This window comes from Rhodoblastus sphagnicola (genome assembly GCF_002937075.1).
Classification (GTDB): Bacteria; Pseudomonadota; Alphaproteobacteria; order Rhizobiales; family Beijerinckiaceae; genus Rhodoblastus; species Rhodoblastus sphagnicola.
On record NZ_NHSJ01000028.1, the window covers coordinates 17,180 to 35,170 of the forward strand.

Consider the following 17,991-nt stretch of genomic DNA (forward strand, 5'->3'; position numbering starts at 1 on the left):
AACGGCGCCGCCGCCTTCCTTCTCCCCTTGCGGGAGAAGGTGGCGCGCGAAACGCGTCCCCCGCGCCCGCCAGCGACAGTCGCGCCAGCACCGCCGCCGCGCGCTCGACGTCGTCGGCGGGAAGGGCGGGTTTTTCGCCTTCGCGCCGGCGCCGACGCATTCCGCCTCCAGCCCGCGTTCGCCTTCGACACATGCTTCGCCTACCGCGCCGGATTTTGGCTTGCGAGAAGCAGCTTGACGAGAAGCGGCTTGACCTCCGGCGTCATTGTTCATATTTTGTTCGCCTGAACAGGGGAGGGCGCGATGAAACTCTATTGGGCGCCACAGTCACGCGCGCTGCGCGCGCTCTGGCTGCTGGAGGAAATCGGCTGCGCCTACCAGCGCGTCACGTTCGACCTGCGCGCGGGGACCCACCGCACCCCCGAATTCCACGCCGTCAATCCGATGGAAAAAGTGCCCGCGCTTCAGGATGGCGCGGCCTGCGTCGCCGAATCCGGCGCGATCTTCGCGTATCTGATCGAGAAATTCCCCGACGCCGGCCTCGCGCCCCCCTTGGGCGACCCGCTGCGCGGAAGATTCTGGCAATGGCTGTTCTTCGCCAGCGCCAACATTGAATTCGCCATGGTTGAGGCGCGTGGACAGTTGAAGCTTCCCGAAGTCGCCGCCGGCTGGGGCTCGGCGGAGAAGGTGTTCAACGTCATCGAGGAACAACTTTCCACAACACCTTATATCGTCGGCGAAAAATTCTCGGCGTGCGATATCATGCTCGCGACCAACCTGCATTTCGCCATTACCGCCCTCAAGCTGTTCGAGCCGCGCCCGGTTTTCGACGCCTATCTGGCGAAATGCCGCGCGCGCCCCGCCTTCCTGCGCGCCGTGGCGATCGATTCGCATGGCGGCTGAGCGGGCCATTCCAGAGCGGGCCTTCTTGGGCGTCGCGTCGAGCGCCACCGGCAAAGGCTGGCGCGACCGCCTCGACGAGGCCGGTCAGGCGCGGGCGCTGACCATCGCCCAGCACAGCGGCTTGTCCGACCTGATGTCGCGCATCCTCGCCGGCCGCGACGTCGCGCCCGACCGAGCGGAAAGCTTTCTCGATCCCACCCTGCGGGGCCTGCTGCCCGACCCCTTCACCCTCACCGCCATGGAGGCGGCGACGCAACGCCTCGTCGCCGCCATTCTGCGCCGCGAAACCGTGGCCATCTTCGGCGATTACGACGTGGACGGCGCCTGCTCCGCCGCGCTGCTGGCGGAATTCCTCGACCATTGCGGAACGCCGCGCCTGCTGCACATTCCCGACCGCATCACCGAGGGCTACGGCCCCAACACCGAGGCGATCCGCGCGTTCGCGCACCAGGGCGCCAAACTGCTGGTCACGGTGGACTGCGGAACCACCTCGTTCGAACCCTTCGCGGAAGCGAAAAAACTCGGCCTCGACACCATCGTGCTCGACCATCACCAAGCCCCGGAAAACCTGCCCGAGGCGATCGTCGTCAACCCCAACCGCCAGGACGACATGTCCGGCCAGGGCGCGCTCTGCGCCGCCGGCGTGGTCTTCCTCACGCTGATCGCGGTCAACCGCGCCTTGCGCCAAAGCGGTTTTTGGCGCGAGTATCCGGAGCCGGACCTGCTGCTTGGAACCGATCTGGTGGGACTGGCGACGGTGGCGGATGTCGCGCCGCTCACCGGCCTCAACCGCGCCTTCGTGGTCAAGGGTCTGGCGCTGATGAAGACCCGCGCGCGTCCGGGCCTGCGCGCCTTGGCGGATGTCGCGGGCGTCAACGGCCCGCCGCGCGCCTGGCATCTCGGTTTCCTGCTGGGTCCGCGCATCAACGCCGGCGGCCGCATCGGCGACGCCGCGCTCGGCGCGAAGCTCATGCTCGAACGCGACGACCTTCAAGCCGGCCTGATCGCCGCCGAACTCGACCGCCTCAACGGCGAGCGCCAGATCCTCGAAAAATCCATGGTCGAGCAAGCCCTGGCGCAAGCCGAACTGACGCTCCAATTGGATGCCCCGCGCATATCGGGTGTTCCCGATATGCGCCTTTCCAAAGACCGAAGTCGGGAACACCCGACTTCGGTGGTCATTGTGGGCGGCGACGACTGGCAACCGGGCATTGTCGGGCTGGTGGCCTCGCGGCTGAAAGAGGCTTACGGCCGCCCAGCCTTCGCGCTCGCTTTCACAGGCGATCTGGCGACCGGTTCGGCGCGCTCCATCGCCGGCGTCGATCTGGGAAAAGCGGTGCGCGCCGCGGTGGAGCGCGGTCTGCTGGAAAAGGGCGGCGGCCACGCGATGGCGGCGGGCGTCACGATCAAGCGCGAAAAACTCGACGCCTTCCAGGCCTTCCTCGAAGAGGCGCTGGCGGAAAAGGTCGCGCAAGCCCGGAAAAACACGGGTCTGTCCATCGACGGCTTGCTGACGGCGGGCGCCTGCGCGCCGCGCATGGTGGAAGAGCTGGAAAAGGCCGGCCCGTTCGGCGCTGGCAATCCGGAGCCTGTGTTCGCGCTGCCGGACCACCGAATCACCGAGGTGATTCCATTTGGCGCGGATCATCTGCGCATCAGGGTCCAGGCGGGCGACGGCGCGAAGCTGGAACTGGTGAGTTTTCGCTCCGCGCAAACGGCGCTGGGCCAGGCGCTGGGACAGGGCAGGGGCAGGGCGCATCTGGCCTGTTCGCTGTCGCTGGATCATTGGGGCGGAAAGCCGAGGGTTTCCGCGCGTCTGGTGGACATGGCCTGGGTTTGAGGCCAAAAAATCGACGACCGGGGTCTGAAAGGCTTGCGCTTGATCGGAACCGCGTCTATACACGCCCAACTTCGCGCGGCAGCGCTGTGCGAGACAAAGCGCCCATCGTCTAGCGGTCTAGGACGTCGCCCTTTCACGGCGAAAACAGGGGTTCGATTCCCCTTGGGCGCGCCAATAAAATCAATGATTTAGAAATCTTAGAACTCGATTTGTCCAATTTCTGTCCAATATATGGGCATGGATTGGTATGGATTTCAGCGGACTTGTTATGGATTTTTTTGCCTATCGCCAGCCCTCAACGGCCATACGGAACTCCGGGACGGCTCTTGCAAATTCTCAGCGTGGGATGGACGGTGCATTATCTAATTTCATGGTGGGGGCCGTCTCGCGATGAGGCGGAAAAGGAACTGCGCGCTCTGTTCCCAGACTGTATCGAGCTCTCAGAGACCTTCTGGGGCAATGCGACTTACGCTGTGTTGGTTGACGACGAGTCCGGGCGTAAGGCCATGTCACTCGTGTATCTTTTTGGCGCGGACGTCGTCGGATTTGATCTTGTTAGGGTTGATTGACGCCAGCCAGAGCGGCAGCTTTTCAACCGGCATGGCGAGCATTTCGCGGGCTTTGCCGTCCGCACCAACCGTGGCGATATCCCCACAGTTGAATTTAGACGCCGGTTCGGCCAGTTTCACGCGCTGGCTTGACCAATCCAAGCCCATATTCTCGACGATCCGGCGCATGGCGACATAGCGCACGCCCTCGGCCTCGAAAGTCACGATCAAGCGGAATCGCGCTGAATTGGAGACATTCGGAGTTTGCCCCACGGCGGGGCAAACCTCTGGCGCAAAGGGCGCGTTTATGCCTCCGCTCCGGCCGGCGGCGCCGACGGCAAGCCCAAGCGCAAGGGCGCCGCGGTTCTCTCAACCCGCGTGGCGGCCCTGGCGCGGGCCAATTCGTCCTCAATCGGGATGCCATGCGCGAGAAGCGCGGCTTGGCTTCGGCTGGTCGCCCCGGTTTTCCTCAGGACCGCCGAAACAAGGGCTTTCACCGTCGCCTCGCCGATTCCCAGTTCGTAGGCTATCTGTTTATTCATGAGGCCAGCGCCCAGGAAGCGAAAAACCTCATCCTCGCGCGGGCTCATGCGATCGCCCTTCGAAATTTCGCCTCCGAAACTCAATTGCGCCTCCTCAGATTTTGACAAAACCTGCGCCCAACAACCCCGCCGCGTCCTCTTCCGCAACCTCGACGATACGGTCGGCAGGGACGCTCAGCGAGCAGCCGGAGCGGGTGCAGAGGGTCGCGTGACGCCCTCCGGGGCAAGCAAGCGCGCCAGCGGGGCCGCTTGGCCTTCCAACGTGAACGCGCCGGCGCGGGACTGCGCTTCGACCTCACGGCGGTAAAATTCGATGATTGCGGTTCCATCGCCGGCGCCAACCATCAATTCCGTCAAAGCCCAAACCAGAGCGTCCAATTGGTCAGGGCTTCCGCCTCCGGCCATGCCGCCGGGTGAAAATTCGCACATTTGATCCTCAAGCGCCGGAAAAGCGCCCACATGAAACACGCGGTTTTGCTCATAAAGGGCGCTCACGGGTTCCGCGCGCGCGATTTTCCCGCGCGAGGCATGAACGGACCTGTAGGAGACGTTCGGATCGATGACGCGGACGGTGTTTTCGACCAGCTCGCCGCCTGTTCGTTTCGGCAATGATCCGGTCCGCGCGGTGCTTATGATAGGCCGCCACCGCCTCGCGCGCCCATTGAGTCGGGGTGTAGCGCCCGCTGCGATCTTCAAGCACATAGCCGTTGCCGTCCTGGCCAAGGCCCGCGACGACGATTCCGGTTTCGTCGGCTTCCTCGCCGCTTGTCACGGCCGGATCGATCGCCACAACGATGCGCCGCATTTCCGGCAGGTCGACAAAGCGGACGCGCGCCCTTTCGAGCATTTCCCGGTTCCACAGCGCGCCTGGCGAGTCGGTTAAAAGCTGGCCTTCGAGTTCCTGACGGCCAAGCCGAGTCCCGCCGTACTGCCTTTCGACCGTCAACAGGAACGACGGCGCAAGGTTCGCGGCATTGTCCGCCGTGCGCCCGCGCGTTATCGCAACGTCGCGGTTTTGTCGTGCGACCAGATCGCGAATGGCCGCGGTCGCGGAAGCGCAGCAGCCCCAGGGGGGAGCGCCTCGTCAGTTTCGATATTCCCGCGCAACCGCTGGAAGCGGCGCTCGAGCAATATGCCGGCGCAAGCCACCTGCAGGTTTTGTACGAGAGCACGATGGCGTCTGGCCTTCGCTCCACCGCCGTCCGGGGCGCCTACACCTACGAGGCCGCCCTGCAACTGCTGCTGGGCGGCACGGGTCTATACTATCACTATACCGATCAGGGCGCTTTCACGCTGGTTCCCGCCGAGCCCTGGCCGCCGTCGGCGCTGCAAAGTCAGATCGCCGAATTCAGTCCGTTCCTCGGCGCCGTCCAGTCGGGAGTCATGGCCGCGTTGTGCCGCAGGCCGGAAACCCGTCCGGGACCGTTCGCAATCGCCATGCAGTTCCGGGTTGGCGTATCGGGCAGGCTGGAAAGCCTGAGCCTGCTGTTCTCTGCGGGCTCCGGGGCGCGCGACAGCGCGATCGCGGAGACGCTGGCGCAGGTCGCCCTTGCCGGCGCGCCGCCCGAGGGGCTGCCGCAGCCGATCACGATGCGCCTGCGCGCCAGCCCGACAGGCGGGCGGGACGAATGCGCCGCCGTTCGATAAGGACCGCATGTTTCGTCCAGCCCCCCGATTCGTTCAGCCTCCATCGAACCGCACGGCGTCATGACTGTCGATGACGAGCAGACGAGCTGGATGGCGCTGCGGCAGTTGCTGGTCGAGCGGTATGACGAGTTGCGCGGCCGGCTGACGCGCCGGCTCGGATCCTCCGATGCCGCGCACGAGACCCTCCACGAACTCTATCTTCGGATGGATCGGCCCGATGCGGTCGGCGCGCTGCAGAACCCGACCAACTATCTGTTGACCAGCGCGGTCAATCTGGCGCGCGACCGCTGGCGAACCGAGAATCGCCGCGCCCAGCGCGTCGACATGGATGCGCTCGAGGGACTGCTGGACGAAAGTCCCGGGCCTGACAGCGTCGCCGGCGGGCGTCTGGCGTTCGAGGCGTTGCGCAGCGCGCTCGACGAATTGACGCCACGGCAGCGCGCGATCATCATTGCCGTGCGTTTCGAGGGCCTGACCCAGCCAGAAATCGCAGCGCGCCTCCACATCTCGTCGCGACTGGTGCGAATCGAATTGCAACGCGCCCTCGCTCATTGCATGGCGCGTCTCGGAGACGTTTTTTGACAGACCGTGGGCGGAAGGGCCCCCCGTCATATCGTCCATGGAATGGGATCGCGGCTCGAGCGAGCGGATTGGAAGCGATGATGGAGACGGACCAACAGCGGCGGGAGGCGATACAGCGGGATGCGCTCGCATGGCTCGCGCGCGTCAGCCTGAGCAGGACCGCCGCCGATATCGCCGCGATGCGACGCTGGCGTGATCAGAGCCCGGCGCATGCCGCCGCACTCGCGCAAGCGGGGCGGCTATGGCGGGAATTGGCGGCGCCGGTCGAGGCGCTGGCGCGCGAGGGGGCGACGTCCGCCGATAGCNCGATAGCCCGGCCGCGGACAGGCCCTCGCGGCGCGCGCTGCTTGGCGGGGGGATTGCGCTGGCGGCGGGCCTCGCCGGTATCGCGCTGGTTCGGCCGCCGCTTCAGATGTGGCCTTCATTGGCCGAATTGTCCGCCGATCGCCGAACGGGGATTGGCGAGCAGCAACATCTCGCGCTGGAGGATGCGGTATCGGTCGATCTCAACACCCGTACCAGCATCGCGCTTCACGCCGCCGATCAGGGCGCCGGCTTCGACCTGATTTCGGGTGAAGCCGCGATCACCGTGGCCAGGCAGGTCGGCAAGCCGTTCCACGTCGTCGCCGCCGACGGCCGTGTCATGACGTCGCGCGCCGTCTTCAATGTGCGGCGGGACGGCGCTTCGGTCCGCCTGACCTGCATCGAGGGAGACGTCGCGGTCGAATGCGGACGCCGCAATCTGACACTTCGTGCCGCCGAGCAGGTTGCTTATGACGCTGACGGACTTGGCGGCGTGGTTTCGGTCGATCCGGGCGCTGTCGCCGCATGGCGGGATGGGGCTCTGCTATTCCGTAATACGCCGCTCGCCGAGGTCATCGACGAGGTCAATCGCTATCGCACGGGCAGGATCATGCTGATCGATTCCCGGCTGGGACGACGGCTCGTCACGGCGCGCTTCGAGATCAAGCATCTCGATACTGTGCTCGTACAAATCGCCGATGTCTTCAAGGCGCCGGTCAAGCGCCTCCCCGGCGGCCTGGTCCTGGTCGGCTGATCTTCCGCGTCCGGCCGCATCCGGACCGAAGGGCTCATAAAGAGATTCCGCTTTGTCGGTGCTGATGTCGTCCAAGGGGCGGGGAGGATCGGCGCGGGGATCCCCGCGGTCGATCGCCTGACGGTTTCGTGACGTTCGGAACGGGTGTTTTGGCATCCCGGTTTTGGACAGGCGGGGCTGTCTCGTGAACTCGGTCTCCTAAAGGCTTGCAAATGTCCGCACGCACCCATCGACGTCGTCATCGCGCCAATCGTGGGACGGGCCGCCGGCCCGGTGTGGCGGCGCGGGTTGTGTGGATGGCGGGCGGAACGCGTCGCCGGCTGCTGCTGGCGGGGGCGAGCCTGCTTGCGATGATGGTTGCGTCTCCGGGCGCATACGCGATCGACGTCGGCAGCCGGGCCGCGGGCGTGACCTCCGCGTCGAATGTGGCGAGCGATGCGGCGCTGGCGGCGGCGCGGCAGGCGCAACAGGCGGCGCAGAACGCGGCGCAATCGATAAAGCGGGCGACCACGGCGCTGCAGTCGATGCAAGCGTTGCAGGCAACCGCGCAGGCTGCGGCGCAGGTGCGGCAGACCTCGACGACGAACCCTGTGGCGGCGCCGAACGGGCTTGGCGCAGGCGGCTTGCTGCCTAACGCTCCCGCCGGCTGGAACGGCGCCAACGCGCCGACGCAAGCTGCGGGCGCCAATAATGTCAACATCCGGCAGACCCAGGCGCAGGCGATCCTGAACTGGACCACGTTCAATGTCGGCGCCAGGACGACGCTGACCTATGACCAGCAGGGCAACGCCAACTGGGTGGCGCTCAACCGGGTCGATGCGACGCAGGGTCCGAGCCAGATCCTCGGCCAGATCAAGGCCGACGGGCAGGTCTATGTCATCAACCAGAGTGGCGTCATCTTCGGCGGCGCCAGCCAGATCAATGTCGGCAGTCTGATTGCGTCCACCGCCGGCATCACCGACGCCCAGTTCAAGGCCAAAGGCATCTACAGCGCGCAGTCCGGCAGCACGTACACGCCGAGTTTCACCGGGGCGGCCGGCAAGGTGATCGTGGAGCAGGGCGCGCAGATCGCAACCAATGCGCCGGCGTCGGTGACGTCGGGCGGCGGTTTCGTGATGCTGCTGGGCGCCGAGGTCGACAATGCCGGCAGGATCACGACGCCGAAGGGCCAGACGCTGTTCGCCGCCGGCGACGACTTCATCCTGCGGCCGGGCTTCGGCGCCACCGCCAATACGTTCTCGACCACGCGCGGCGGCGAAGTGGCGCCGGCGCTCTACGCCGGAAGCGCGAGTGGCGCGGTGGACAACGCCGGCGTTGTCTTCTCGCAGCAGGGCGACATCACGCTGGCCGGCCACGCCATCATGCAGGACGGCCTGCTGATCTCGACGACCTCGGTCAACCGGAGCGGCGCCATCCATCTGCTCAATTCGGCGAGCGACGCGACCGGCAGCGTGACGCTGACCGGAAATGCAATCACCGCGATCCTGCCGGAACTCGATTCCACCGACACCGCCCTGAACAGCCAGCGCGACGCGCTGATTGCGGCGTCCAGCGCCGCCAATTTGCTGCGCAGCCAGAACTCCGGCGGCCAGTTCGACAATCTCAGCCTGCTCGCCGACCGTCAGGACCAGTCGCGCATCGAGATCGTCACCGGCAATCTCGTCAACTTCCGGAGCGGCTCGCTGACGATGGCGCAGGGCGGCCAGATCGCGGTCAGCGCGGGATCACGGGTGTTCACCAAAGCGGGCGCGACGCTGGACGTCTCCGGTGTGCGCGACGTGGCGCTGGCGATGTCGTCGAACGAGGTCAAGGTCAATATCCAGGGCAACGAGCTCAGGGATAGTCCGCAGAACCGCGACAGCGGCAAGCTCATCAACGACAACGCCTGGGTCGATCTGCGCAGCCTGGTTCTGGCGCCGGCCGGCGCCGGCGGCTATGCCAGCGACCGCTATTACACCCCAGGCGGGCTTCTGGAAGTGTCGGGCTATCTCAACAACGCCCCGCACAGGATCGGGGAATGGACCGCGGTCGGCGGCGCGATCACGCTGTCGGCGCCGCAGGTGGCAGCGCAGAAGGGCGCGACGTTCAACATCTCCGGCGGCTCGCTGGACTACCAGGGCGGCTGGCTGCAACAGAGCGCGCTGCTCGGCAGCGACGGCGGCCTCTACGATGTCAACAACGCGCCAGCGAACCTGACCTACAAGACCGGGGTCAACGGCTTCGTGGTCGATCACGCCCGCGCCGGCGTCACCGAAGTCTATTATAACGCGCTCGGCGGCTTCAAGGCCGAGCGTTGGGAGGACGGCTACACCGTGGGGCGCGACGCCGGGCGCATCACCATCGCCAGCCCCACCACGACGTTCGAAGCCGATATCATCGCCGATGTCGTCAACGGCCAGCGCCAGACCGGCGCGCGGGTCGCCGGCGTCACCGACGGTTACAAGCTGACGCAGAACACCGTCGCATTGCCGGGAACCCTGGCGCTGCAAGGCTATGGCGTCATCAACAACGCTCCGACGCCCGTGGCCTCGGCCACGAAGGTCACGTTCAGCAACGCCGCGGCGCCCGCCGATCCCACCGGCGCGAGCTGGTTCAATGCCGACGCGATCAGCAGCTTCGGCCTCGGCGGGATCACCGTCTGGTCGACGAAGGGCGTCACCGTCACCGATGCCTTGACGCTCGCGCCCGGCGGCAAGGTCGATTTCGCCGCTCCGAGCATCGACGTCTATGCCAGTCTCACGGCGCGGGGCGGCAGCGTGTCGCTGGGCAGTCTCGCCGGCGCCGTCGGGCTGATCGACGCCAATGGCGCGGTCCATATCGGGCTGCATAGCGGGGCCATGATCGACACCCGCGGCTTGTGGACCAACCTGCTCACCGATCCCGACGCCGATCAGTGGCGTCTGGCTGTCATCGACGGCGGCGCGGTGTCGCTGCAACTGACGGGTGGAGACCTTACCCAGACGACTAGGACCGGCGACATCACGCTGGACAAGGGCTCGCGGATCGACGCCTCGGCCGGCGGCGCGATCCTTGCCAATGGCAAATTCAGCGGCGGCAAGGGCGCCGATATCACGCTGGCCACCTATGACTGGACGAGCGGCGCGCATCAAGCCGGCGCGGGCGTGTTGACGCTCAACGGCGCGCTGGCCTCCTACGGCTGATTTTCGGGCTGTAGCTCAGTTCGGCGATCAGCGGCGCCAGCTCTTGCTCATAGGTCTTCCAGCGGCCGAGGCCGCGCGCATTGACCGGTTGGCGCACCTGCGCCCGGCTGACCGTGCGCACGCGACTTTCGGCCTCGTGGAACCGCGCGCAATTCGGGTCGGGCGGCAGGTCGATATGGGCGAGCACGCGCGCCAATGTTCCGTCGAAATCCCGCACCCAGTCCGCCAGCGCCACGTCGAGGATGGGATTGGGCAGCGCCTGTTTCCAATGCGCCATCAGCCGGTCGTGCTGGCCAATGTACCAGCCGAGATCGCCGAGGTCGTGGGCATAGCCGTGGGCGCCGTGAAAGCGGAAGGTGAAGATCGACAAGCCGACATCGCGCGGATCGCGCCGGCAATGAATGATCCTGGCCCCCGGAAGCATCAGCCCGACCAGGCCGAGGCAGTTGAAATTGCCGGGCATCTTGTCGATGATGCGCGTCTTGTCCGGCGCCAGCGCCTTCATTTCGCGCAGATAGGTTTCCGCCGCCGCGTCGAGGGTTGGCCGGTCCAGCGCGGCGATGCGCCGCACGGCGTCCGCGCCATCGCCGCCGCCGAGCGCGAAAAAGGCGCGGCCGAGCGCCGGTCTTTCGCCGGCGCCGTGGGCCTGCGCATGGGCGGAAACAATCTGCTCGATCAAGGTGGCGCCGGAACGCGGCATGCCGACGATGAACACAGGCGCGCGATCGCGGTTTTGCGCCAGCGGCCCGGTCTCGAACCGCGCGCGGTCGAGCATCGTCCTATTGGCCTCGACAAAGGCCAGATGGTTTTCGCGCGAAAAGGGCTGCGAGCGGCTCAGCAGCCGGTGGCCCGCCGCCCAATGCCCGAAGGCGCGGGCGTGCGCGCCCTGGCCCGACCAGAATTTGGCGAGATCGTAATGCGCCATGATCCGATGTTCCGGCACGGCCTCCGGCCCCATGGCCTCGAGCGCCCGCTCCATTCGCGCCGCATGTTCGCAGGCGCGGGGCAGGTCGCCTTCGGCTTGCGCGAGCAGGACCAGCCGCCACAACCACAAGGGCGCGATTTCACGCGGCAACGGCCCCAACGCGGCCAATCGCGCCAGAACCGCCCGCGCCTGTTCGGCGCGACCGAGTTGCAACAGGGCGAGCGCTTGCTGCAGCAGCCAATGGCGCGCGGCGCGCGGATCGTTTTGGGGAAAATGCGCGTCCGCCAGCAGGTCCAGCGCCTCGGCGGCGCGCTCCTCCTGGAGCAGGTCGGCGGCGAGATTGAGTCTGGCTCCGGCGTTTTGCGGCTCCTGCTGCAAGGTCTGGCGCAACAGCGCCTCGGCCGCTTCCGGCTCGCCGGTGAGGCGCAGGAAGGCGCCGAGATTGGCGCGCGCGGCCGGATGGCCGGGAACATGGCGCAGCGCCTGGCGCATGGCGGTCTTGGCGTCCTCGATCGCGCCCTGGCGATAGCGGGCGACGCCATAATCGATCCAGGCCTCGGCCCAATCCGGTTTGAGCTGGATCGCGGCGGCGAAGGCGCGTTCCGCGTTGCCGTGCTGGCCGAGCGCCGCCCAGGCCTGGCCATAGGCGAAATGCGCCTGCGGCAGTTCGGGCGCGGCGTGGCAGGCGGCGCTGGCGGCGCGCAAGGCGGCCTGCGTTTCGCCCCGCGCGAGATGCGCGATGGCGGCTTTGAGCGAGGTTTCGGCGAGGCCGGCGGCGGGTGAAATTGGCGCGCCCGGCGCGATGGTCTGGCTGCTCATGACCCCCTCCTCGTGAACGACCAAGGCTCGGATAACAAGGCTCGGATAACAAGGCGCCGTAACAGGGCGCCGACAACAGCAACGGCGCCAGATTGTCATGCGAGGATGGCGGCCAGCTCCGGTGAACTGGCGACGCCGCGCCCTCCAAACCATGGTCATGGAAGCGTTGCGAGACTGTCAATTGACCGCACTAGAATTACGCCAAGTAAACCTTTACGAGTCCAGTCCCAAAAGGTAAGGCCATGAAAAGACTTTTCCAATGCTGGCTGGCGTCCACCGTTGCGCTGACGACGTTGGCCTGTCCCGCCTGGTCGGACGAGAGGAGCGCCCAATGGCGCCATGAATTCTCCGACGACAAGGGCCATGCCTTGAACGTCAGCAAACTCGTTCATCTGCAGCCGGATCCGACCCGGGACGTGAAGCCCTATGTCCGCGGCGCGGACGAAGACTATGATTACGGTCCCCAGACCCAGAAGCGCATGATCAAGGCCCTGCAGAAGAAGGTGAAATTCGTTTTCGTGATCTTCAACGAGAACCACTCCTTCGACAATGAATTCGGATCCTTCCCTGGCGTGAACGGCCTCTATTCCGATGGCCGCAAGCCGCGCTCCGCCGCCAACACGCCCGGCTTCACCCAGACCTATACCGACCAGGCCACCGGCCTGACCGTCTCGGCGCAGCCCTTCGGCATCGGCCCGCAGCAGAACGCCACCTTCACCGACAGCGTCGATCACTCTCACACCGGCCTGGCGAAGAAAATCGATGTCGTCAACGGCGTCGCCAAAATGGACGGTTTCGCCGGCGACGAATATAACCGCTTCGCCAACAACACCGCCGCCGGCCAGGCCAAGGGCAAGCAATTCGCCAATCTGGTGATGTCGCATATCGATTGCGAGACGATTCCCTTTTTCTGGTACTGGGCGTCGCGCTTCACCATCTTCGACAACATCTTCGCCACCGAGGACACCCCCTCAACCCCCAACGCCATCGCCCTGATCGCGGGACAGGCCGGCGAGACCCAGTGGGTCAAGCATGGCTCGGTCGGCCTCGCCTACAAGTCCGTCGCGCCGGTCTGCGGCAAGACCTATCCCGACGGCGTGACGCAGGGCGTGCCGGTCGTCAACGATCCCCAGCCCTTCTACAGCTCGCAATTCGACGCCACCGCGACCAATCGCGCTTCGCCGGGCTGCAACGAAGGCTATGGCTCGACCAATATTTCCAACAACCTCACCTTCGCCAGCGTGCCCTTGACCATGCTCGGCAAGAACGCCTCCAAGGTCACCAGCGCCGATCTGAATCCGGCTTTCGATCTCGCCGACATCCAGCAGGACATTCCCTATCTGACCTGGTACGCCAACAAGCCGGTGGGCTGGCGCTGGTATCAGGAAGGCTACGATTTGGAGCCGAGCGACACGACGTCGACCGCCAGCCATGCGAGCTTCGTCAGCCACCATAACGGCGCCGAATATTTCGGCTATATCGCCAACAATCCGGAGTTGAGCGCCAATCTCAAGGGCCTCGGCGACTTCTTCAGCGATGTCGCCGCCGGCAAGCTCCCCAATGGCGGGGTCATTTACATCCGCGGCGGCTATACCAATCTCAACGGCTTGAAGCCGCCGATCCAGAATCCCAATTATCCGCAGGCGCTCACCGCCGCCGACATCACCGCGATCACCAACGCCAAATCCGGCGACGACGACCATCCCGGCTATACCGACCACCAGATCAGCGAGGCCATGGCCGCGCGCGTGATCAATGCGGTGGCCGGCAATGAAAAGCTGTGGAACGAAAGCGCCGTCATCATCACCTATGACGAATCCGACGGCTTCTACGATCACGTGCCGCCGCGCATTCTGTCCTACGGGCCGGACTCGCTGCCGCTGTCGCGCGGCGTGCGCGTGCCGCTGATCCTGATTTCGCCCTATGCCCGCGCCCATGCGGTGTCATCGGCGGAAGGCGACCACAATGCGGTGATCGAGACCATCAACGCCATTTTCGGCCTGCCGGCGCTCGCCAGCCTGCCGGATGAGGCGCAGGCGCTCGCCGCCGGCAACGCCCCCGCCTTCAACCAGTTCGGCCCGGCGGGCTTTGAGCAAAAGCATCTCGGCCCGCGCGACCTGCCGAGTTCCATCACCCAGAGCCTGCTCTCCGGCTTCGACCTCGAACGTCTCGAAGGCCGCCAGCCGCCGCTGCCCGCCTCGCTCGCGAAAATCCCGGACTCGGCGGTGAACAGCCTGCCGCATCTCGGCGGAAAAGGCGGCGTCTGCAAGCAGATCGGCATTACGCCTGAAGACGTGCGCCAGGGCGTCGCCAATAAGGTCCCGGCGGGCTTCAACACGCTGCCTTCGACCCTGCCGAAATACAACTGATCCTCGCATTCCCGCCAGGGTCCCGGCCATCGGCTCGCGCTCTCAAGCGCGGGCCGTCTTTTTGCGAACCGCTCCTCCACTCTTGGTAAACTGTGAAAACATCATGCGCGTCAGTTTCCTCGCCCTGTTTCTCGCCGCCGGCGCCCTTGCCGCGCCCGCCTTTGCCGCCGAAAGCCCCCTTTTGGACAAGGGCCGCCTGTCGGAGATCAAGAGCCGCGGCCATCTCGCCTGCGCGGCCTTTCCCCGTCCGGGTCTCGCCAGCGAAAGCGCCGGCGGCTCCGGTTCCGGCCTGTTCGCCGATCTGTGCCACGCGATCGCCATAGCGGCGCTGGGGCCGGATGCGAAATATGAATTCTCGACGCTGGAGCTGCCCAAGGACGCCGACGATCTCGCCAAAAACGCCTTCGATGTGCTGTTCCTGACCGAGCGGGAAATCGCCGACGCATCCCTGTCGGGCAAGGTCGCGCCGGGTCCTGTCGCCTTCCACGAGACCCATCGGCTGCTTGTCCCCGTGGAGTCGGACGTCAACAAGCCGGAAGACCTCGCGGGCAAGCCGGTCTGCTACCATGAGTCGGATCGGGCCTCTCTCGCGCTCGACGAAAGGTTCGACCGCGCCAGGCTGGAATATATCCACACCGGCTTCCAGGAAGATGTGGAAATGGTCGACGCCTATAATGTGCATCATTGCGCCGCGGTGGTTTCGGAATCGACCGATCTCGCAAGCATCCGGTCGCGCCAGGGTGTGTTGAAATTCGACAGCCGCCTGCTCGCCGAGCCCCTCGGGGTCGTTCCAATCCTGACCGCGACGCCGCTTTCCGACCCGCTCTGGTCGGCGGCGGTCTCCTGGGTGACGCATTTCGAACTTGCCGCCGAGCGCGCGCAAACCAACTGGCGGGCCGGCGGCGCCAAGGCCATCTCGATCGATGGCGCGTTTCTCGCCCTCGACGCCGGCTGGCGTGAAAATATTCTGGCGAAAGTCGGCGATTACGGCGCGATCTTTGAGCGCAATTTCGGAGAGAAATCGTCGCTGAAACTCTCGCGCGGCGTCAACGCGCCCTGGAGCGCCGGCGGCCTGTTCGCTCCGCCCGTTCCGGAATAGGCCGCGACGCTCAGCTCCAACAGGCAGACGCCAAAAAAACCGCGCTTTCGAAGACCGGCGCGCGGATTCATTTCGTTGGAGCCGTCCGGCCGCGAATACGCGGCCGGACGCTGCCCGTCTCAGAAGCGGAACGGGTCGACGAGGTCGCCGATGGCCGGGCCATTGACGGGGACGTAGGGGTTGGCGCTGGAGGTTTCCGGGTTCGGCAGGTTGTCGCGGCTGCGCCTGGTGATCGGACCCAGATCCCAGTTGTATTCGATGAATTTCACGATCGAAGCATGATCGGTGTAGGTGTGGCTGAGGTGTCCGCCCCTCGAATATTTCGAAACGGCGATGAAGGGAATGCGGGGGCCGTCGCCGAAGAAATCGACCGGCTGCACGAACCCTGAGTCATAGTAGCCGCCGCCTTCGTCAAAGGTGACGAAGATCGCGGTTTCGTCCCACAGCGCCCGGTTGGCCTTGACCGCCTCGACGATCTTCTTGGTGAAGCCTTCGAACAGGTTCAGCTTGGAAGACGCGGGATGGCCGTCAACCAGACCGCTCGGCTTGACATAGGACACGGCCGGCAGCGTGCCCTCGGCAATCTGAGCGTAGAGGTCGGTGGTGTCCCGCAGATGAGCGGCGCGCTGGTCGGCGTCGGTCATGATCGAGGTGGAATATTGCGCCCAGTTGCAGATGTTGCAGTATTCGTCGCCGCTGTTCCAGTTCTGCTGATATTTGTCGGCGAGATAACGATTGAACTGGTCGCCGTAATAGGCCCAGGTCACCTCGCGATCGTTCAACAGGTCGCCGATGCTCTTCACGGTGACCGGCGGGACGGTGAAGACGAAGTTGTTGGGGTTGGCGTCGATATAGGCGTTGGAGCCGTCGCCGAAATAGCCCGGATTGTAGTTGTTCACGAGGTAGTAGTGGCCCTTCTGGCAACGCGAGGGCGCCGGATTGGGCAGGGCGCTCAGATAGTCCAGAATCGGCACGACGCCGGGCTGGGTGTTGTCGGCGCAATTGACATAGGAGCCGCCGCCATAGCTGGCCTTGGGCGCGACCGCCGTCGGCGAGCCGGAACCGCCGCCATAACCGTCCTGGGAATAGAAATTGTTGGTTCCGGGCATCGGGTCGGGATTTTCGATCTCGGAGAGAGCCGAAGAGCCGGAAACCGGCGTGCCGGGCGCGTTGGGATCGACCAGATTGTTGGGCGGCGTCGCCGCCTTGCCCTGGCCGTTCTCGAAGTAAATGGCGTCGGCAAAGCCCAGCATGATGTGATTGGCGCCGGCGCCGCCGTTGACGCCCTGATGAAAATTGTCGCTCATCGAATAGGTGTCGGCGAGCGTCTTCAGATAGGGCGCGTCGCCCTGCTGGACGTTGTAGAAGCCCATGGCCGTCGAGCCTTCGCCGGTCGACAGGTTGGTGAACGGCCCATTGGCGTAAACGGTCTGGGAGGCGCCGTTGGAGCCGGCTCCGACGGTGGTTTCAACCCAGGGGTACAGGTCGTTCTGACAGCCGAAGTCGCCGTTCTTCTTGGCGGCCTTCACCGTGCAATCCAGTTGCTGCCACATCTGGAAGAAGCGGTGCACCGGGCTGGCGGCGTAGGAATCATAGGGGAAATTGGCGTTGGTCAGCTGAAACGGCCCGTTGGGGAGAGCGCTGGCGTTGTGGCCGGCATAGCTGACGCGCGCATCCGGGACGCCGCTCGCCTGGCCGGTTCCGCCGGTCAGCAGATATTGATAATAGTCGCTCGGCGGCCGACCTGGACGCTCTCGGCGAGGGTGAGCGCCTTCGCGTTGGTGGCGCAGGAGGTGACATTGGTCAGACCGACCGCCTGGCAAACGTAGGGCGCGGCGGGACCGCCCGTCACGGCCGGCGGCAGGGTCGCATATTTGCCGGCCTTGGTCGGCGCGTTCAGGTAAGTCGCGGTGTCGGTCGCCTTGTACTGCGCCGCCTTGGCGTAGTTGGGGCCGGGCGCGCCGTCGGCGTTGACGATCCCCTGCGAGAGCAGGTTCAGCACGTTTTCATTGCTGTTCACCGGCTTGTAGGTCGCGAAGATGTGGTCGAAGGTGCGATTCTCGCCGATGATGACGATGACATGCTTGATGGGCGTGCGCGCCGTGGCGGCTTTCACATGTTTGGCCGCATAAGCAAGGTTGGGCGCCAAAGCGTGAATCAGGACGGCGCTCAGGCAGACGAAGGTCTTGAGATACGACTTCAATCGCATGGAATGGTCTCCCCCCGAGATAACGCCCGCAGCAGGCTCATGCCATTACGCGCGTAAAGGTCAGGCCTCCGGGCCATCTCAAGCGCGAGTGATTGTTTGATGATTGTTGAATGTCGGCGAGATGAAGTTAAGGTATGAAGCCCGCCTTTCGTGGCGTCTGTTCGGCGCCGCCGTGGCGCCACGCCCGCGGCTCAATGGTTGTGTCTGCCCGCATTGGGTCCGGCAAAAGCTTGCGGCGCGCCGGGCTGCATTGGCGCCGAATTGGTCTCCGGAGCTGGATCGGGGGGAGA

Annotated in this window: 17 protein-coding genes and 1 tRNA gene; 11 read left to right on the forward strand and 7 right to left on the reverse strand. The window is 65.4% G+C overall.

The window, feature by feature from the left end; genetic code table 11:
* Nucleotides 1–303: 303 nt before the first annotated feature.
* From CCR94_RS02860 to CCR94_RS02870, 3 genes are all read left to right on the forward strand, one after another.
* Entirely contained in the window at nt 304–903 is a 600-nt protein-coding gene (locus tag CCR94_RS02860) for a glutathione S-transferase family protein (RefSeq protein ID WP_104506371.1), read from the forward strand.
* Entirely contained in the window at nt 893–2,743 is a 1,851-nt protein-coding gene (recJ, locus tag CCR94_RS02865) for a single-stranded-DNA-specific exonuclease RecJ (protein ID WP_104506372.1), read from the forward strand. Before CCR94_RS02860 ends, recJ begins: the two co-directional genes overlap by 11 nt.
* A gap of 98 nt (nt 2,744–2,841) precedes the next feature.
* Nucleotides 2,842–2,917, forward strand: a tRNA-Glu gene (locus CCR94_RS02870).
* 335 nt (nt 2,918–3,252) lie between these two features.
* On the opposite strand, the gene CCR94_RS02875 is transcribed toward CCR94_RS02870, so the two are convergent.
* Nucleotides 3,253–3,516 (reverse strand): phage antirepressor N-terminal domain-containing protein, encoded by a 264-nt coding sequence (locus CCR94_RS02875; RefSeq protein ID WP_244593914.1) that lies wholly within the window; start codon nt 3,514–3,516, stop codon nt 3,253–3,255.
* Between the two features lie 80 nt (nt 3,517–3,596).
* The gene (locus CCR94_RS02880; protein WP_244593915.1) at nt 3,597–3,821 is read right to left on the reverse strand and encodes a LuxR C-terminal-related transcriptional regulator; all 225 of its coding nucleotides are present in this window, start codon (nt 3,819–3,821) and stop codon (nt 3,597–3,599) included.
* Between CCR94_RS02880 and CCR94_RS25855 the strand changes: the two genes are divergently transcribed.
* A complete protein-coding gene (locus CCR94_RS25855; RefSeq protein ID WP_244593916.1) occupies nt 3,714–3,938 on the forward strand; it encodes a hypothetical protein in 225 nt (74 codons plus the stop codon). The two genes, CCR94_RS02880 and CCR94_RS25855, sit on opposite strands and share 108 nt — an antisense overlap.
* 69 nt (nt 3,939–4,007) lie before the next feature.
* On the opposite strand, the gene CCR94_RS26530 is transcribed toward CCR94_RS25855, so the two are convergent.
* Both CCR94_RS26530 and CCR94_RS25860 read right to left on the reverse strand, forming a co-directional pair.
* Entirely contained in the window at nt 4,008–4,418 is a 411-nt protein-coding gene (locus tag CCR94_RS26530; protein ID WP_425332306.1) for a phage terminase large subunit family protein, read from the reverse strand.
* The gene (locus CCR94_RS25860; RefSeq protein ID WP_244593913.1) at nt 4,312–4,779 is read right to left on the reverse strand and encodes a hypothetical protein; all 468 of its coding nucleotides are present in this window, start codon (nt 4,777–4,779) and stop codon (nt 4,312–4,314) included. Before CCR94_RS25860 ends, CCR94_RS26530 begins: the two co-directional genes overlap by 107 nt.
* Before the next feature lie 74 nt (nt 4,780–4,853).
* On the opposite strand from CCR94_RS25860, the gene CCR94_RS02890 reads away from it, so the two are divergent.
* The 5 genes from CCR94_RS02890 (at nt 4,854) to CCR94_RS02905 (ending at nt 10,280) form a co-directional block, all read left to right on the forward strand.
* Entirely contained in the window at nt 4,854–5,480 is a 627-nt protein-coding gene (locus tag CCR94_RS02890) for a secretin and TonB N-terminal domain-containing protein (protein WP_104506374.1), read from the forward strand.
* A 90-nt stretch (nt 5,481–5,570) separates the two neighbouring features.
* A complete protein-coding gene (locus CCR94_RS02895; RefSeq protein WP_158254592.1) occupies nt 5,571–6,062 on the forward strand; it encodes an RNA polymerase sigma factor in 492 nt (163 codons plus the stop codon).
* Between the two features lie 68 nt (nt 6,063–6,130).
* The coding region (locus CCR94_RS25605) for a DUF4880 domain-containing protein (RefSeq protein ID WP_206605766.1) at nt 6,131–6,367 on the forward strand (237 nt) is incomplete at its 3' end.
* 107 nt (nt 6,368–6,474) lie between these two features.
* Nucleotides 6,475–7,119 carry a FecR family protein gene (locus CCR94_RS26535; protein ID WP_104506376.1) on the forward strand — a complete coding sequence of 215 codons (645 nt, stop codon included), beginning with the start codon at nt 6,475–6,477 and terminating at the stop codon, nt 7,117–7,119.
* A 212-nt stretch (nt 7,120–7,331) separates the two neighbouring features.
* Nucleotides 7,332–10,280, forward strand: coding sequence for a two-partner secretion domain-containing protein (locus CCR94_RS02905; protein ID WP_146089830.1), 2,949 nt, complete (start codon nt 7,332–7,334; stop codon nt 10,278–10,280).
* Here CCR94_RS02905 and CCR94_RS02910 read toward each other — a convergent pair.
* Nucleotides 10,252–12,024, reverse strand: coding sequence for a tetratricopeptide repeat-containing sulfotransferase family protein (locus CCR94_RS02910; RefSeq protein WP_158254594.1), 1,773 nt, complete (start codon nt 12,022–12,024; stop codon nt 10,252–10,254). The genes CCR94_RS02905 and CCR94_RS02910 overlap by 29 nt on opposite strands.
* A gap of 242 nt (nt 12,025–12,266) precedes the next feature.
* On the opposite strand from CCR94_RS02910, the gene CCR94_RS02915 reads away from it, so the two are divergent.
* The gene (locus CCR94_RS02915; RefSeq protein ID WP_104506379.1) at nt 12,267–14,393 is read left to right on the forward strand and encodes a phospholipase C; all 2,127 of its coding nucleotides are present in this window, start codon (nt 12,267–12,269) and stop codon (nt 14,391–14,393) included.
* Between the two features lie 103 nt (nt 14,394–14,496).
* Entirely contained in the window at nt 14,497–15,492 is a 996-nt protein-coding gene (locus CCR94_RS02920; protein WP_104506380.1) for a type 2 periplasmic-binding domain-containing protein, read from the forward strand.
* 119 nt (nt 15,493–15,611) lie between these two features.
* On the opposite strand, the gene CCR94_RS02925 is transcribed toward CCR94_RS02920, so the two are convergent.
* Together CCR94_RS02925 and CCR94_RS24385 are read right to left on the reverse strand one after the other, a co-directional pair.
* Nucleotides 15,612–17,315, reverse strand: coding sequence for an alkaline phosphatase family protein (locus tag CCR94_RS02925; protein ID WP_170068928.1), 1,704 nt, complete (start codon nt 17,313–17,315; stop codon nt 15,612–15,614).
* Nucleotides 17,201–17,701, reverse strand: coding sequence for an alkaline phosphatase family protein (locus tag CCR94_RS24385; protein ID WP_146089832.1), 501 nt, complete (start codon nt 17,699–17,701; stop codon nt 17,201–17,203). Before CCR94_RS24385 ends, CCR94_RS02925 begins: the two co-directional genes overlap by 115 nt.
* Nucleotides 17,702–17,991 lie beyond the last annotated feature (290 nt).

Coding starts and splice junctions, on each gene's coding strand:
- CCR94_RS02915 (WP_104506379.1), top strand. CDS start 12,267: ATGAAAAGACTTTTCCAATGCTGGCTGGCGTCCACCGTTGCGCTGACG.
- CCR94_RS25855 (WP_244593916.1), top strand. CDS start 3,714: ATGCGCGAGAAGCGCGGCTTGGCTTCGGCTGGTCGCCCCGGTTTTCCT.
- CCR94_RS02895 (WP_158254592.1), top strand. CDS start 5,571: ATGGCGCTGCGGCAGTTGCTGGTCGAGCGGTATGACGAGTTGCGCGGC.
- CCR94_RS02910 (WP_158254594.1), bottom strand. CDS start 12,024: ATGAGCAGCCAGACCATCGCGCCGGGCGCGCCAATTTCACCCGCCGCC.
- CCR94_RS26535 (WP_104506376.1), top strand. CDS start 6,475: ATGTGGCCTTCATTGGCCGAATTGTCCGCCGATCGCCGAACGGGGATT.
- CCR94_RS02905 (WP_146089830.1), top strand. CDS start 7,332: ATGTCCGCACGCACCCATCGACGTCGTCATCGCGCCAATCGTGGGACG.
- recJ (WP_104506372.1), top strand. CDS start 893: ATGGCGGCTGAGCGGGCCATTCCAGAGCGGGCCTTCTTGGGCGTCGCG.
- CCR94_RS02920 (WP_104506380.1), top strand. CDS start 14,497: ATGCGCGTCAGTTTCCTCGCCCTGTTTCTCGCCGCCGGCGCCCTTGCC.
- CCR94_RS24385 (WP_146089832.1), bottom strand. CDS start 17,701: ATGCGATTGAAGTCGTATCTCAAGACCTTCGTCTGCCTGAGCGCCGTC.
- CCR94_RS02860 (WP_104506371.1), top strand. CDS start 304: ATGAAACTCTATTGGGCGCCACAGTCACGCGCGCTGCGCGCGCTCTGG.